The organism is Pristimantibacillus sp. Z349TD_6 (assembly GCF_056173205.1).
The window spans coordinates 738,891-753,679 of sequence record NZ_CM149662.1 but is presented as its reverse complement, the minus strand read 5'-3'; the positions used below and the strand labels follow the sequence as shown (position 1 = coordinate 753,679).

General features: G+C 45.8%; 12 protein-coding genes. 4 read left to right on the top strand and 8 right to left on the bottom strand.

The features are described from left to right. Window positions 1-4: 4 nt before the first annotated feature. Entirely contained in the window at window positions 5-331 is a 327-nt protein-coding gene (locus tag AC0VYE_RS03275) for an ArsR/SmtB family transcription factor (RefSeq protein ID WP_144376785.1), read from the bottom strand. Window positions 332-727: 396 nt separating this feature from the next. Between AC0VYE_RS03275 and AC0VYE_RS03270 the strand changes: the two genes are divergently transcribed. Continuing rightward, a complete protein-coding gene (locus AC0VYE_RS03270; protein WP_076268690.1) occupies window positions 728-1,933 on the top strand; it encodes an S-layer homology domain-containing protein in 1,206 nt (401 codons plus the stop codon). 174 nt (window positions 1,934-2,107) lie between these two features. Here AC0VYE_RS03270 and AC0VYE_RS03265 read toward each other — a convergent pair whose 3' ends face one another. The 4 genes from AC0VYE_RS03265 to AC0VYE_RS03250 all read right to left on the bottom strand — a co-directional run bounded on the left by AC0VYE_RS03265 (window position 2,108) and on the right by AC0VYE_RS03250 (window position 7,686). Continuing rightward, a complete protein-coding gene (locus AC0VYE_RS03265) occupies window positions 2,108-2,563 on the bottom strand; it encodes a hypothetical protein (RefSeq protein WP_475446028.1) in 456 nt (151 codons plus the stop codon). A 102-nt stretch (window positions 2,564-2,665) separates the two neighbouring features. Next, complete coding sequence (locus AC0VYE_RS03260) at window positions 2,666-4,498, bottom strand: ABC transporter substrate-binding protein (RefSeq protein ID WP_475446027.1); 1,833 nt, start codon at window positions 4,496-4,498, stop codon at window positions 2,666-2,668. Window positions 4,499-4,720: 222 nt separating this feature from the next. Then, entirely contained in the window at window positions 4,721-6,229 is a 1,509-nt protein-coding gene (locus tag AC0VYE_RS03255; RefSeq protein WP_475446025.1) for an ABC transporter permease, read from the bottom strand. Window positions 6,230-6,243: 14 nt separating this feature from the next. Further along, on the bottom strand, window positions 6,244-7,686 hold the full coding sequence (locus AC0VYE_RS03250; RefSeq protein ID WP_475446023.1) for an ABC transporter permease: 1,443 nt from the start codon (window positions 7,684-7,686) through the stop codon (window positions 6,244-6,246). Window positions 7,687-7,903: 217 nt separating this feature from the next. On the opposite strand from AC0VYE_RS03250, the gene AC0VYE_RS03245 reads away from it, so the two are divergent. Next, window positions 7,904-9,640, top strand: a complete 1,737-nt coding sequence (locus AC0VYE_RS03245; protein ID WP_475446021.1) for an ABC transporter ATP-binding protein — start codon at window positions 7,904-7,906, stop codon at window positions 9,638-9,640. Between the two features lie 132 nt (window positions 9,641-9,772). Here the strand turns inward: AC0VYE_RS03245 and AC0VYE_RS03240 are convergent, their stop codons facing one another. Genes AC0VYE_RS03240 through AC0VYE_RS03230 form a run of 3 tightly spaced genes read right to left on the bottom strand, consistent with a single transcriptional unit; the run spans window position 9,773 to window position 11,948 of the window. Further along, window positions 9,773-10,747, bottom strand: a complete 975-nt coding sequence (locus AC0VYE_RS03240; RefSeq protein WP_475446019.1) for a formylglycine-generating enzyme family protein — start codon at window positions 10,745-10,747, stop codon at window positions 9,773-9,775. A 28-nt stretch (window positions 10,748-10,775) separates the two neighbouring features. Next, entirely contained in the window at window positions 10,776-11,306 is a 531-nt protein-coding gene (locus AC0VYE_RS03235; RefSeq protein ID WP_475446017.1) for a chromate transporter, read from the bottom strand. Window positions 11,307-11,330: 24 nt separating this feature from the next. Further along, window positions 11,331-11,948: a chromate transporter gene (locus tag AC0VYE_RS03230; protein ID WP_475446015.1), complete on the bottom strand. Its 618-nt coding sequence runs from the start codon at window positions 11,946-11,948 to the stop codon at window positions 11,331-11,333. A 259-nt stretch (window positions 11,949-12,207) separates the two neighbouring features. Here AC0VYE_RS03230 and AC0VYE_RS03225 point away from each other — a divergent pair, with 259 nt between their 5' ends. Further along, window positions 12,208-13,743: a sulfatase family protein gene (locus tag AC0VYE_RS03225; RefSeq protein WP_475446013.1), complete on the top strand. Its 1,536-nt coding sequence runs from the start codon at window positions 12,208-12,210 to the stop codon at window positions 13,741-13,743. 181 nt (window positions 13,744-13,924) lie between these two features. Continuing rightward, the gene (locus tag AC0VYE_RS03220) at window positions 13,925-14,770 is read left to right on the top strand and encodes an AraC family transcriptional regulator (protein ID WP_475446011.1); all 846 of its coding nucleotides are present in this window, start codon (window positions 13,925-13,927) and stop codon (window positions 14,768-14,770) included. Window positions 14,771-14,789: the final 19 nt, after the last annotated feature.

Here is a 14,789-nt window from a genome sequence, read left to right as displayed (position 1 = left end):
AATCTTACTTATCTGTTTCCTTGTTTTGCAGCTCCAGTAAATAATCGTCCAGCCGATCGTAGCGTTCCTCCCACATACGTCGGTATGATTCCAGCCAAGCGTCTAATTCCTTAAACGGGTCAGGACGCAGCTTGTAAATACGACGGTTAGCAATCGCCTGCACCTCAACAATACCGGCCTCGCTAAGGACGCGCAAATGCTTGGAAGCTTGGGGCTGGCGTAGGCCAAGCCTTTCAGCAATCTCCCCAACCGTTAGAGGACTCGCTCGCAATAGGTCAACAATCTGCAGGCGGTTAGGCTCAGCCAAGGCACTCATAACGTTAGCATTCATAAGAAAAACATCCATTCACTTGATTTAATTAAATAAGCCTTCTCTAAAGCAATCATTACTTTATCGAATCCTTTAAGCCCTCCCTCCTTGTATTTCCTTTTGTTGAATTAAATATACCACAACGGGAATATTCCTGTAAAGGAATATTCAAATTTTTTTTAAAGCTTGCTTATGTTCCATGAATCAACCTAGCAGCGGATTTAAGAACCATCGATATCATCGATGTTCTTATTCATCCTACATCGCCTCATCTAATTCAGTTTAAAGTAAAATGAATCAAATCGCCGTTTTCACTCGCAGCTATCAGTTAAAATACTATACTTTCCGATATAACATTAGGAAGTTTTTAACAATATAAAAAAACAGTACTTATTTGGATTCGGAAGGATGAATTTTATGTTTAAGATTAAGCGTATAGTCACATGTCTGATCATCGTATCTTCATTATTTTGGTTAACAACAACAGCAACTTTGCATGCTCAGGATCAAAAAGATGACGGAAAATACGATTTTCTCATTATCAAGCCCTATGGAATGAAAGGACACTGGGCTGAGCGTTTGTTTCAATGGGCTATGGCACAAAATATTATAAATGGATACCCTGACAGCAGCTTAAAGCCTGACGAGCCAATAACTGAAGCAGAGTTTTTAAAAGCTCTTTATAGAGCCTTGGGTATGGCTTTGCCATCCGCAAGTTCCCCTGAGGGTAATGATGATTGGACAGGCGGTCCCTATCGCATGGCAGAGAGCTTTAATCATCCTACATCCGGCGCTTCGAACCATAAGCTGAGAATGGAGCCACTCACGAAGTCACGAGCTTCAGAAATCATTTGTGCCGTGCAAGGGGTTCATTTTGAAGGTGAAGACGCCGTTGTTTACCTCATTGGAAACGGTATGGCTAACAGTGACGCTATAACGCCAGAGCAATTCAATGGACAGGACTCTTTTTCACGAGCAGAAGCCATTCAGTGGATTAGACAGCTCACCTTTAAAGGAGTACTGGATATAGAAAAAAGGCCAACCGCTCCATCGGATCGCACACTTCTACCGTCTTTACCATCTGCAGCCATCCAGCGTATTCCAGATTTCAGCGCCGAACCCGTCACGAGAAATGACTTCAATTTATTTGGAAATAGTCCTTTTACTGAGGTGAAGATAGGAGATTCAAAAAAAACAATAGAGGATCTATACGAGGTTTCGGATGAAAAGGATGTCTTTAATAATAACATTTACCCTTTATTCTCAGCACACTACAACAAAGATGGGCTGATTGATTCTTGGAAAATAGATCAAGACACTATTGAACCTACCAATATAAATCCGTCATTACGTACATATAAGGGGATTGTCCTCGGAGAAAGCACCATGTTCGATGTCCTTCGCCTATATGGAACTTTTGGATTTTATGGAGACCAATCAGCTACCTATTTCTACGAGAAGACCAGCGACGGAAATTACCGCGACATTTCCATTCATGATAAGCTTAACAACCCTGATAATATGTATTCAATATCGTTCATATTCGATAAGGAGAGCCATGCTGTTGTCTATGTCTCGACTTCTTGGTTCCCCTATTCTTATTTTGGATGGGAAGATGTTTAATGTTATACAACAAACCCAGTACCGATGCGGTACTGGGTTTGTTGTATAGGTATAACATTCGTTCCAAAACCCTAAACGAAGAGCATTTTTAAAAAAAGCATCCTTCTTATCGGTCACAATTCTGTTCACCGAAACCATAATCATAAATGATTCCTTTTTAATTCCAGCCAACCCTTATGCTCTAACAGGTGCCACCTTATACGCGGCTCTACCGTCTGAATCTTGCTCTCCCTCATGAGGGGATACTCCCCAGCCGAATGAAAGTACGAAAGCGAGGCGCTGTGCTTCAGCTTCTGACAAATGGGCGATGACCGCTTCGTTCTCCGGCTCCAGAATAAGCTCTGCTTCTTGCTTCAGTGCGACAAGTATCCAGCTGTGAATGCCGCGTATCGTGTTGTACTTGATTTGATAGCCGTTTGTTACAGCTTGTACGAAAGTATCTTGCTCCTCATTCGCCAAAGCAGTTAAAGCAGTGTATTCGAAATGGAACTTGCTTTCATCTGTCGGCAAATTGCCAGCCTGCACTTTGCTAATCAGTTCATCATTTGGCCAGCCGTAAGCCTTCAGCGATTCCAGCATCAAGGCATCCCATTGTGAAAGCTTCGTTTCGGGCTTGAGTGTGTCAGCCATTCGTAATCTCTCCTTTATGCTCGCATGTGAGCAGTCCTATGTGAAAGAGACTGCCCCGGTCATCATGGATAACCGGAGGCAGCCTCTTGCCAATATTAAAAGTTACTTGCTTGCTTTGTAGGCGTTTAGGAATTCTTTCGCTTTCGCCGGATCAGCTTTCAGCTCCATGCCTGTATTCACAAGCGGGCTAAGCGTGGAAACGGCTTTGAATTTGTTGCCATTGTAGAATGCCAAGATTTCATCCTGGTTGATGGAGTATAGAACTGCTTTCCGCAGGTCTGCGCTTTCCGCAACTGGACGGTTTTTTGTATTGAACAGCAAGTAAGAAACAGCATTGCTTTGTACGGTTTGAAGCGCCAGCTTGCTGTCACCCTTCACAACGTCAAATTTCGTCTCGGATACGCCGTAGTAGATGTGAATCTCACCACTGCGAAGCGCGGACAAGCTGCTGTCTGCATCTTTGATAAAGCGGATTTTAATATTAGCGATATTCGGCTCATTTTCTGTACCCTTCATATACGCAGGGTTTTTGTAGAAAATCGCTTCGTAATCATTTTTGGAGGACAGGATGTAAGGACCGCTTGTAAACAATGTGTTGTTATACGCGCTGCCTTCTGTTACCGTATTTTGGTCGCCGTAAGGAATATCTTTGTTCACATCGAATTTAGCTACATCGTACGTGTTGATGCTCTCTACTTGTTTCTTGGACACGATACCTGCCGATTGGTGAGCCAAGTAGTTCAGTACTTGCGGGAAAGGCTCAGTCGTCGTAAGCTTAACGACTTGGTATTTACCCTCTTTGTTGTTCGATTCCTTCTTATCCGATACGAGTGCGGATATTTTTGAACCAAGACCTTTTTCAAGAGCGGCTTTTACAGTGTCGCTGCCACCGGAAACCTTAACAGCTTCTAGTGCTGCTGCATCCGTTACCAGCTCCACTTTATTGATATGCTCGTGAAGAGTAAACGTACGGTGGTCAGGTACAGAGTTTTTGTTCTTCGCGCGGTCCAGCGAGAAGATTACATCGTCAGCACCAACGCGTTCGCCAGTATCTACTGCGAGCTTGTTTTTGATTTGAGCAAAGTTAATATCATCTCTTAGGATAAAGTAATAATCGGAATTGCCTTCAGCAATCGCATGATTCAACGATAGGGAACCTTCAGAAGTGATTTTATCATCATCTGTAAGATTCACTAGGCGCACATACATATTCGTATTAATAATGTTGATGGAGCCGTCGTTGCCTTTGATTGGATCAAGCGACGTCAGCGTCGGCATAGTCGATTGAAGCACTAGCGCATCTTTTGCACGCTTTGAAGTGTCTTTAAAATCAACATCTTCCCAAGGAAGGGAACGTGACTTCGAGATGCGTACGGAATCCTTGTTCAGTACGTCTTGATTCAAGGCCTGTGCTTTCAAGGAGTTGTATAGCGGCGCGATATAAGCCTTGTCAAAGACAAGCTGCTGCTCGAATTGCTTGTACGTTTCGGTATACTCTTCTGGCGTTTGAGCTCCAGCCGCATCAATCAATTTATCGATTTCTGGATCAGCAAGGATGCTGTAGTCACCGCCTGTTTTGAAGAGCGAGCGTACTGCATAGTCGGGGTTACCTGTAACGGTAGTCCAGCTGGACAATGCGATGTCATAGTTGCCAGCGTCCTGCTGTGATTTGAAGCTGCCGTAATCAGCTTGTAGATTCAATTTCACTTTAAAGCCGTTTTTTGTAAGCTGATCGCGAACAATGTTAAGGTCAGCCTCGTTTGAGCTCATGCCAAGCAATTCTATATCTACTGGGTTACTGTCAACGACTGCCTCTGTTCCTTGCGTTGGTGCTGGTGATTCCTTCACGTCGTTCTTTGTTGTTAATTTGCATCCGCTGAGCATAATCGAAAGACTGATTAGCAACAATGCGGCGAATTTGCCTTTGTTCTTCATGATAGTAGTCTCCTCCTGTTTTATCTTTATCTTGTATGTTAACTCACATTCAGTTATCGCCCATTCCGGTCTCGTAACGTAGAAGTCGATGGAATATGAATGAGGTTAAGAAGAAACGACTTCGTCGTCCTTGTTTAAGGACAAGAAGTTTCTCGCAAAATATAGGCGGAGTATAAATGTGAAGCTTATACTTTCCTATATTTTAAAAAAGGGATGAAATCTTTAATCCAGCTTCGGATCCAGCGCATCGCGCAAGCCGTCGCCAAGAAAGTTGAATGAGAGTACAAGCGCGATAATCGCAAGTCCCGGATAAACAGCCGTATAGGCATGCGTTTCGAGATATGCGCTTCCGAGCTTTAATATATTTCCCCACTCCGGAATATGCGGTTCGACGCCAAGCCCCAAATAACTCAAGCTGCTTGTGGAGATGACCGCAGTACCAATCGTCAGCGTAGATTTTACAATCATCGGCGCGATGGAGTTAGGTACGATATGCTTGAACAAAATAGTTCGGTCACTGGAGCCGAAAGCTCTAGCAGCCTGTACATATTCCAGCGTAGATACGAGCATGACATTGGCTCTCATTGTCCGGGCATAAGTTGGAATCGCACCTACGCTTAATGCCAAAATTAGATTGACCGTACTTGCGCCAAATGCCGCAATGATCGCAATGGCAAGCAGAATGCCAGGAATCGCATAGAGGATATCTAATATCCTCATAATAATATTGTCCGTATGCCGCCCGTAATAGCCAGAAACTGCACCTAGAACGCCCCCAATCAAGACGGGGATGAGCGTTGACAACAAGCCGACAGCCAACGAGATTCGTGCGCCGAAGACGATACGCGAGAACAGGTCTCTTCCAAAGTTGTCCGTTCCTAGCGGGTAAGCCAGCTCAGGAGATTGAAGAATTAAGCTGTAGTTGTTCTCAACCGCAAGGCCGTAATCAAAGGTCAGGTAACTTGTTATGGACAGTGTGAGCAGGAACAGGATAAAGAGCAGTCCCAGCATAGAAGTCGAGCTTCTCGACAAACGCTCCACAACTTCTCCAAGCTTAGAGCCGGATGAATATCCCTTGTCCCGCAGCTTCGCAATCAATAATAACCCTAGAAATAATGCGAACAAGTTGCCGGATACCGAAGTTAAAATAAGGATGCCAGCAACGATTCCCATCCAGCGAGGCATTGCTGCTTGATCTGCATACTTAGCGACCAGCAGCAATGCTGCGAGCTGCAGGACCGCTGCAACAATCAATAGAAACATACCGATCATAAACCCGTTAGCCACATATGGCTTGAACAAGTTAAGAGCAGATACTGCGAATACGAGCAGAGTCGTAAGGAGCGAGTAAACAGCTAACGTATACGCCGCGCTTTTTTTCTGCTTGATGAGCTGGAACGCCGTAGTTGCCACGAATACATTCGCGGTTAGAAGGCTTAACAGAAGTACATAACCAAGCATCCTTGTGGAACGTCTGATCGCGCCCAAACGGATAAGATCGCTTCGAATGAGCGCCCATACCGCCAGCTCGAGCAGAGCGAAGGCAAAATATGCAATGCTTGCAATGAGTACTGCAGGCTTAAATGACCCGTCACCGGGAACATAACTGTTTAGCAGAAGTACAAGACCAAGCGCCAGGGATACAATGCCAGCGAAGCTTGCCTGACTGTATTCTTGGCTCGATTTCAGCCTGAACTTGACTTCTTGCTTGCTGATAGTAGGATTCGTCAAGAGTAGCACCTGCTTTAGTATTGTTTCATTTTCGAGCGGATTCTTGGATCAAAAAACGCATACATCAAATCGACGATAACATTCACGATCGAGATGGTAATGGCTGTATACACGACCCCGCCCATCACGCTAGGAATGTCGGGAATGAACTGCTTATCAACGATATAACTGCCGATACCGCTAATATTGAAAACTTTCTCTGTAACCGCCGCTCCCCCGAGCATACCGCCGAACTGCAAGCCAATGACAGTAATGATTGGGATAAGCGCGTTGCCAACGGCATGCTTCCAAATAACACTTTTGCGGGCAAGCCCTTTGGCCCTTGCAGTCGTAATGTAATCCTCATGAATAACTTCAAGCGTCGATGAACGGGTCATTCGGGCTACGGCAGCCGTTAGCCCTGTGCCTAGAACGACAATCGGCATAATCGCAGACAGCCAGTTCTCAGGGTTATACGTTGCAGGCAGCCATGGAAGCTTAATTGAGAAATTCAAAATAAAAATAAGCGCCTGCCAGAAGTTCGGAATCGACAATCCGAGCAAAGCAATGAACATAAAGGTATAATCAAAAAAGGAATTCGGTCTCGTAGCCGAAATAATGCCGATTGGCAAAGCGATCAATACTGCGATCAGCGTCGAGATAACCGTTAACGTGAGCGTCACCGGAAACTTATTCGCGATAGCTGCAGTAACATTCTCGTTGCCTGCAAATGACTTGCCAAGATCGAATGTAAATATACCTCTAATTGTGTCCCATAACTGGACAAGATAAGGTTGATCCAATCCGTACAAATGGTTGAAGGCTGCGATCTGCTCGGCAGTCGCTGTCTCCCCTAATAAGTTAGCCGCTGGATTCATCGGCGATATATACAGGATTGTAAAAACGAGAAAAGCGACGCCCAAAATAACGAATAATGACATCACGATACGTTCCGCAACGTATTTCAAGTAAGGCATCGAGTAAATGGCCATCAACACATACATTGGAAAACCGATAATGAGTGATAAGATGAAGAAAGCCGGATTCAAGGCTAACGCATGATACGTATCGCCAAATGAAAACTTCAGCCCGTTTTCGCTGGCAAGCCGTTTATCCAGCTCATGGTTGAACGATTCATTAAATTTGATCTCAGCCAACCGGTGCGCTTCCTGCTCGGTTTGCTCTGCGCTGACGGTTTGCCCGAAGAAACGATGCTTGCGGACAAGCTGTTCTTTAGCCTCGATACGCAGCTTATCAAGGTGCCCAGTTGCAAGCAGCTTGCTCCTCGTCTCCGCGGCGATTGCTTTGTAGCCGTACTTAGACTTACGATATTGATGAACGCCATACACGATGGCAGATACAGGAGCTCCTAACAGCAATATAAGCAGACTGTAGGCTGGATGTAATAACATTTTGCGGTAGATGGCGGCGATATGATCAATAAAGCCATTACCCATAGCAGTTGCGTGCCCTTTCAAGCTAGTCCGCTTCCTTTCCATCTAGTAATTTTAAATTGCATTATTCCGATCAATATAGTAGATTTTATTTTATGGACTGGAATATGTCAATAACTTATAACTTTGTTACTTACTTTTTTTCATTATACATGATATAAGGAATATCAGGTATAAATAAGAATCTCTCTTTAAATTACCCTAATCTCAATTGGAAAACCACAGAATTGCAGGTGCATATATGGATACATTATTACAAGTTAACGATTTATCGGTTTCTTTTTTCGCCCGTAACAAAGAAATAGAAGCGGTACGTCACGTCAGCTTTGAGGTCCGTAAAGGCGAAACGCTCGGCATTGTAGGTGAATCCGGCAGCGGAAAGAGCGTTACTGCGCGTACAATTATGAGGCTTCTGCCCTCTCCCCCTTCCATGGTGAAGAACGGTGAGGTGCTTTTTCAAGGACAAAATTTAGCCTTTAAAACCGATAAAGAAATGGAAGCCATACGCGGAAGAGATATCGGGATGATCTTTCAAGATCCCATGTCCTCGCTCAATCCGACCATGCGGATCGGCAACCAAATTGAAGAAAGCTTGATCAAGCATCAAAAGCTGGACAAGAAGCAAGCCCGTACTGAAGCGATCGAGATGCTGAAGCTCGTAGGCATTCCGAATAGTGAAGCCCGCTATCATCAGTACCCTCATGAATTCTCTGGCGGGATGCGTCAGCGGGTCATGATCGCCATTGCGCTGGCATGCCGTCCTTCGCTGCTAATCGCAGATGAACCGACAACGTCGCTTGACGTTACCATACAGGCACAGATCCTTAACCAGATGAAGGATATACAGAAGCAGCTGGGAACCTCCATTATTTTAATTACGCATGACCTAGGCGTCGTAGCCGGCATGTGTGATCGCGTCGTCGTCATGAAGGACGGAGAAATCGTCGAGACGGGAACAACGGAGCAAATCTTTGCTAGTCCCCAGCATCCTTACACTGTTAAGCTTCTCCATGCATTGCCTCGTTTAGACGAGAAGAAAAAACAGAAGCCCATCCCTGCGATTATTCAGCGGGAAGAAGGCGTGCCTTTGCTGCAGGTTCGTTCATTGAAGCAATATTTTGATATGGGCAAAGGGCAAATTGTTAAGGCCGTTAATGATATCAGCTTCGATATACAGGCTGGTGAAACACTCGGAGTTGTCGGTGAATCGGGCAGCGGAAAGTCAACGACCGGCCGTACAATTCTTCGCTTAAATGAGGCGACGGGCGGCGAAGTGCTTTTCAAAGGAATACCGCTTCAGCAATTAAATCGCTCGGAGATGAAGACGATGAGACGCCATATGGGCATGATCTTCCAGGACCCGTACGCGTCACTAAATCCAAGGCTTCGCATCATTGATATTATTGGCGAAGCGCTTGACGTACACGAAATAACGACCTCCAAACGGGATCGCCAGAAACGTGTCGAGGAGCTGCTTGAGATGGTTGGGCTAGATCCATCTCATGCCATGCGCTACCCGCATGAGTTTTCCGGCGGCCAACGGCAGCGGATCGGCATTGCGCGGACGCTCGCTGTAGAGCCTGAATTTATCGTCTGCGACGAGCCATTGTCCGCACTCGACGTTTCCATTCAAGCACAGATTGTGAAGCTGCTCGAGGAGCTCCAGCAAAGACTTGGTCTGACCTACCTTTTCATCGCCCATGATTTATCGATGGTGAAGCATATTAGCGACCGCGTCGCGGTCATGTATAAAGGGAAGATCGTTGAGCTTGCCGAAAGCGAGGAACTTTACACGAATCCGATCCATGCTTATACGAAGTCGCTTTTGGCGGCAATCCCAGTACCCGATCCCAAGGTTGAATCGCAGAAGAAGCTGGTAGTGCATGAGGAAGCTGCCAAGGCTGATCCCTACGAGCTCGAACACTCCGAATTCGTAGAAGTGAAAAAAGGCCACTGGGTGGCCATTGCAACCAGCTAAGCTGGCGACATTAAAGAACCGAAACCCGTTGGATGAACGGGTTTCGGTTCTTTTCATTTTGGTTATCAATACGTTGAGCTTCTTTCAATTGCAACCTCACGACGGATACACAACCCCATCGATTACCCTTGTTTATCCATCCATTATGTCCGCTGCCACACGGAAACCACAGTTGCCGGTAGAGCTGTCTGGCGTGTTGCCGCTTCTGGCTGCTACACGGTAACGGTTGCAATAGGAACGGTGGCATAGATAAGAGCCGCCGCGCATGGCACGTATGCCTGTCGGTTCCATGAACCTCGGATTTCTATCGGATGTCACTCGGTGATATTCAGAGCTGAACCAGTCAGAGCACCACTCCCATACATTACCGGACAAATTGAACAATCCATACCCATTAGGCTCATAAGCATCAACGGGCGCGGTGCTTACATAACCGTCGCTGGCATTGTTCTTCACGGGGAATTTGCCTTGCCAAATGTTGCACATGTGCTTTCCTTCTGGTTTCAGCAAATCCCCCCAAGGGTAGGTTCTGCCTGTGAGCCCGCCTCTTGCGGCATATTCCCATTCGGATTCCGTCGGCAAACGAGTCCCGGCCCAGGCGCAATATGCCATCGCATCGTGCCAAGTGATATGAACAACTGGGTGGTCAAGCCGTTCATCAATAGTTGAATCCGGCCCCTCCGGCTTCGCCCAAAAGGCACCATCCACAGCAAGCCACCATGGCACTTGCTGCGGGACCTGTCTGACCCGCTCCCGTGTCGGCTCGGAGGCCAGCAAATGAAACACAAATGACCAACCGAACCGTTCGGCTTCTGTAACGTAGCCCGTCTCTTCAACAAAGGAGCGAAATTCACCGTTTGTAACGGCATACGGAGAGATAAGAAAGGAATCGACATGCACATCACGAGCCGGTCCCTCTCCGTCCGACGCGACCCCGCCCCCTTCACTCGTCCCCATCCTGAAAGTGCCCCCATCAATTGTTACCAACTGACTGATTCCTCGTGCGCGAGTGGATCGTGTGGGAAGCAATGGATAGTCTATTCGTTTTATTTTGGCGGCTGCTACCTGTTCTCTGCCTGCCGCACAACAAGATTTTCCTGGTATCATATCATTATTTTGCCCCTCTCCCGGCCTATTAAGCATAGAATGCTGCCCCGCTAATCCCCGAGAATAAGAGAATCGTAAATGGATGCAATCGTAAACGAAATAACATGTATAAGCATGCAGCTACAATAAGGAAGGCCGGCAGCAGCTCATTGATAGACAAGCTAGCGGATAAATGGACCACACAAAGTTGATAAGCGGCAAAAAGTATAAGAGCTGTAACAACAGGCTGCACGCCATACATGCAGCGCCCCAGATAATTTTTATGATCACGGGTAATGAAGTAAATCATTCCTGCAGTCATCAGTATGGAAGGCAGCAGTAATCCTAGCACACCAGCAATGGCGCCAATCACCCCGTAGGCTTGATAGCCGACAAGCAAACCCAAATTAACGGCGATGGGACCAGGAGACATTCCTGCGACTGCGATAACGTCTACAAGCATATCGCTGCTCATCCATGCTTGGCGTTCCGTCTCCCTCTCTATTAATGGGATCAAAGCATACCCTCCGCCAAACGACACAAATCCCATTTGCAGAAAAAACCAAAATAACTGCGCCATGACTTCAGCTCCCAGATGAATGACTTAAATAAAATACATATATGAATTGTCGGCACCATCCTTGAATTGGCGTGCCTTCGAGCTTTTTGCACTCCGACTGCTATGTGTTGCAACGACACTGGCAGCAGCACCTCCGGTTATAAGCCAAATCGGATGTGTCTCCAAAAAAAGAAGTACAAGGCTTATAATCGCAATTGCTAACGAAAGTGTATCCTTAATTGATATCCTCCCCAGCCTAAAAACGGTATAGAGGATCATTGCAACAATTCCCCAGCCGATTCCTCTTAACGCTCCAATTACCTTCAAGCTGTCACTGAACTTGTAATAGAGTAGAAAAAGGCCGATTACGATGAGACAGGTCGGTAAGATTGCACCAATTGCAGCTGCGACCGCCCCCTTCAACCCGACTAGACGATACCCGATCAATAAAGAAGCATTGATTGCCACGCCTCCTGGGGCCGCTGCCGCAAGCGAAAGCGTTTCTTGTAATTCCTCTTCATTCATCCATTTCCTGCTCGCAACAATCTCCCTTTCCAACGCAGGAAAAGTGGCGTATCCACCGCCAAAAGAAACAGGCGCAAGTTTTAGAAAGCTCCAAAATAGGGATGTTAATCGAGGAGAACTCGACTCAGAACGATTCACTTCGCAACACTACCTTCCTAATCATTAACATTCTATTCGCAGCTTTGTTTATTCCAATCTGAAATAAGCATAAGCTAAATCCGAAATGAGGGAGTGATTTCAAAGCATCTCTCACGCTTTTATCTTACACCTTAATCCCAATATGATAAAAACAATCCTTTCGATTTACCTCACAAAATAACAAATACTAAGGACACATTAGAGCATCCTTCTTATTACCATTATTGTCTATAATGAAAAGCAGAAAGGAGATGAATCTATGAAAAAGACAAATATTCTATTGATTACGAGCGACCAGCAGCATTGGAATACGATAGGCGCATTTAACAATGAAGTGCATACTCCCAATCTGGACCGGCTAGTTCGTGAAGGTACAACCTTCAGCCGAGCTTATTGTCCCAACCCTACTTGTACACCTAGCCGTGCATCCATTATTACCGGCATGTATCCAAGCCAACACGGAGCTTGGACGCTTGGCACGAAGCTGCTCGAAGATCGTCATACGATTGGCGAGGACTTTCAACAGGCTGGTTACAAAACTGCGCTGGTTGGTAAGGCACATTTTCAACCCTTGCGTTCAACAGAACAATATCCATCACTCGAATCGTATCCCATACTGCAGGATTTGGATTACTGGAGAACGAACAAGGACTCTTTTTACGGCTTCTCTCATGTTGAGCTAGCACGAAATCACACCAATGAAGCGCATGTTGGGCAGCACTATGCAGCATGGCTGGAGGATAAAGGATGCACCAATTGGCGAGATTATTTTTTGCCGCCGACAGGCACCATGGATCCTAACCAGACTTACACATGGCCAATTCCTGAGAAATACCACTATAATACCTGGATCGCCGAACGAACGAATCTGTTATTGGAACAATACAAACAGAATGATGACAGCTTTTTCTTGTGGTCCAGCTTTTTTGACCCTCACCCAGAATACTTGGTTCCTGAGCCATGGGACAGGATGTATGATCCCGATAAGCTAACCATTCCTGCCATGGTTCCGGGTGAACACGATAATAATCCGCCGCATTTTCGAATGACTCAAGAAGAGGCGCCAGACTTCTCGTTCTTGCGAGAGAGCGAATTCGACATTCACGGTTACCGCTCCCATCATTATTATGAGTACGGCAGCAAACTCAGGCTGACGGAAAAAGACAAGAAAAAGCTGGTCGCTGTGTATTATGGCATGGTCAGCATGATGGATAAATATATTGGCACTATTCTTGATAAATTAGATCAACTCGGATTAGCTGATAATACGCTAGTCGTATTCACAAGCGACCATGGCCATTTCTTTGGACAGCACGGCTTGCAAGCTAAGGGCGGCTTCCATTATGAGGATTTGATAAAGCTGCCGTTCATCGTGAGGTACCCAGGGCACGTTGCGGCCGGCAAAACCTCTACAGCCTTTCAATCACTTGTTGATCTAGCCCCTACCTTCCTGTCGTTCTCAAATCTGCCTATCCCTCATGCAATGACAGGAGTAGACCAGAAGGAAGTGTGGCTTGGCAGGTCCGATCAAGCAAGAGACCATGCCATTTGTGAATTCCGGCACGAGGCAACGACCATCCATCAGAAAACGTTCGTAAATGAACGATATAAAATCACGGTTTATTATAACCAGATATACGGTGAAATTTTTGACCTGCAAGAGGATCCCAACGAACTTCACAACTTGTGGGATAACCCTAATTACTCCAGCTTAAAAACAGAGCTCCTGCTGAAATATGTATGGGCTGAGCTTGGTAAAGAACCTATGCCGATGCCTAGAATTTGTCACGCTTAGCCTGTCCATCACGAAGCCTCAAGTCTGTTACCAAGTGGGTACGTACTATTTGCATCATCGTACTAGGCCGCAGGCAGACTTGAGGCCCTTCTCATGAATGACGGTTACTATTCACCTATGTCGGGCGATGTTAAAATGATAGTGACTTTCATCAACTTTAACTTCGGAAGAGGTCGTCTGCATGATAGAGTTCACCCATGAATATGCGGAACATTTGTACCACACCCCAAATGCCTTGGAGAAGCATAACGGAGTTATACCCATCCGTATTGGCTATAACGAGGCAAAGCCAAATTATCATATAGGACCGCGCTTTATTGCTTACTATAGCTTGCATTTCGTTCTTGCAGGCCAGGTTACACTGTGCATGAATCAGGAAGAGACAACACTTACGCGAGGCGATCTTTTCGTTTTATTCCCTCACAGCATTCATGAATATTACATTACTTCCTGTGAAGAACCCGCTCTAAAGATGTTTTGGGTTGCTGCCGAAGGTAAACAAATGCCGCTGGTCACTCGCCGCCTTGGGCTTACGCTCAAACACCCCTATATTAAAAATTTTTTCAACCAGGATCTTGAGCGATCCTTTTTTCAATTCGCCTCCGAATGGAAGCAGCTCGTGAGACAGGATGACTTCTCGTTAACGCAAGAATTCTACTCTTTTCTAAATCAGATCATTCAATTATCCAAACCGATGAAAGCAGCCTCACCCACTGATGACTGGGTAGCAACAAGCATCGACTATATTCATTTGTATTATAAGGAAGGGATAACCGTTGCAGACATTGCTGAACATGTCGGGATCCATCGCTCGCATTTTTCAAATGTCTTTCACCAGAAAGTCGGCATCCGGCCGCATCGGTACCTGACGAATCTAATCATGACGGAAGCTATGAAAATAGTGCAAACGACAGCACTGCCGATTTCTCATATCGCCCTATCCCTCGGGTATTCAGACGTGTACTCCTTTACACATGCTTTTAAAAGATACCATGGACACTCGCCAAGCTCTTACCGGAAATCATAATAACCTAACTTACAGCCTA

Excerpts from the sequence above, each read along its gene's own strand:
- AC0VYE_RS03275 (WP_144376785.1), bottom strand. The coding sequence starts at position 331 with ATGAATGCTAACGTTATGAGTGCCTTGGCTGAGCCTAACCGCCTGCAG.
- AC0VYE_RS03270 (WP_076268690.1), top strand. The coding sequence starts at position 728 with ATGTTTAAGATTAAGCGTATAGTCACATGTCTGATCATCGTATCTTCA.
- AC0VYE_RS03265 (WP_475446028.1), bottom strand. The coding sequence starts at position 2,563 with ATGGCTGACACACTCAAGCCCGAAACGAAGCTTTCACAATGGGATGCC.
- AC0VYE_RS03260 (WP_475446027.1), bottom strand. The coding sequence starts at position 4,498 with ATGAAGAACAAAGGCAAATTCGCCGCATTGTTGCTAATCAGTCTTTCG.
- AC0VYE_RS03245 (WP_475446021.1), top strand. The coding sequence starts at position 7,904 with ATGGATACATTATTACAAGTTAACGATTTATCGGTTTCTTTTTTCGCC.
- AC0VYE_RS03240 (WP_475446019.1), bottom strand. The coding sequence starts at position 10,747 with ATGATACCAGGAAAATCTTGTTGTGCGGCAGGCAGAGAACAGGTAGCA.
- AC0VYE_RS03235 (WP_475446017.1), bottom strand. The coding sequence starts at position 11,306 with ATGGCGCAGTTATTTTGGTTTTTTCTGCAAATGGGATTTGTGTCGTTT.
- AC0VYE_RS03225 (WP_475446013.1), top strand. The coding sequence starts at position 12,208 with ATGAAAAAGACAAATATTCTATTGATTACGAGCGACCAGCAGCATTGG.
- AC0VYE_RS03220 (WP_475446011.1), top strand. The coding sequence starts at position 13,925 with ATGATAGAGTTCACCCATGAATATGCGGAACATTTGTACCACACCCCA.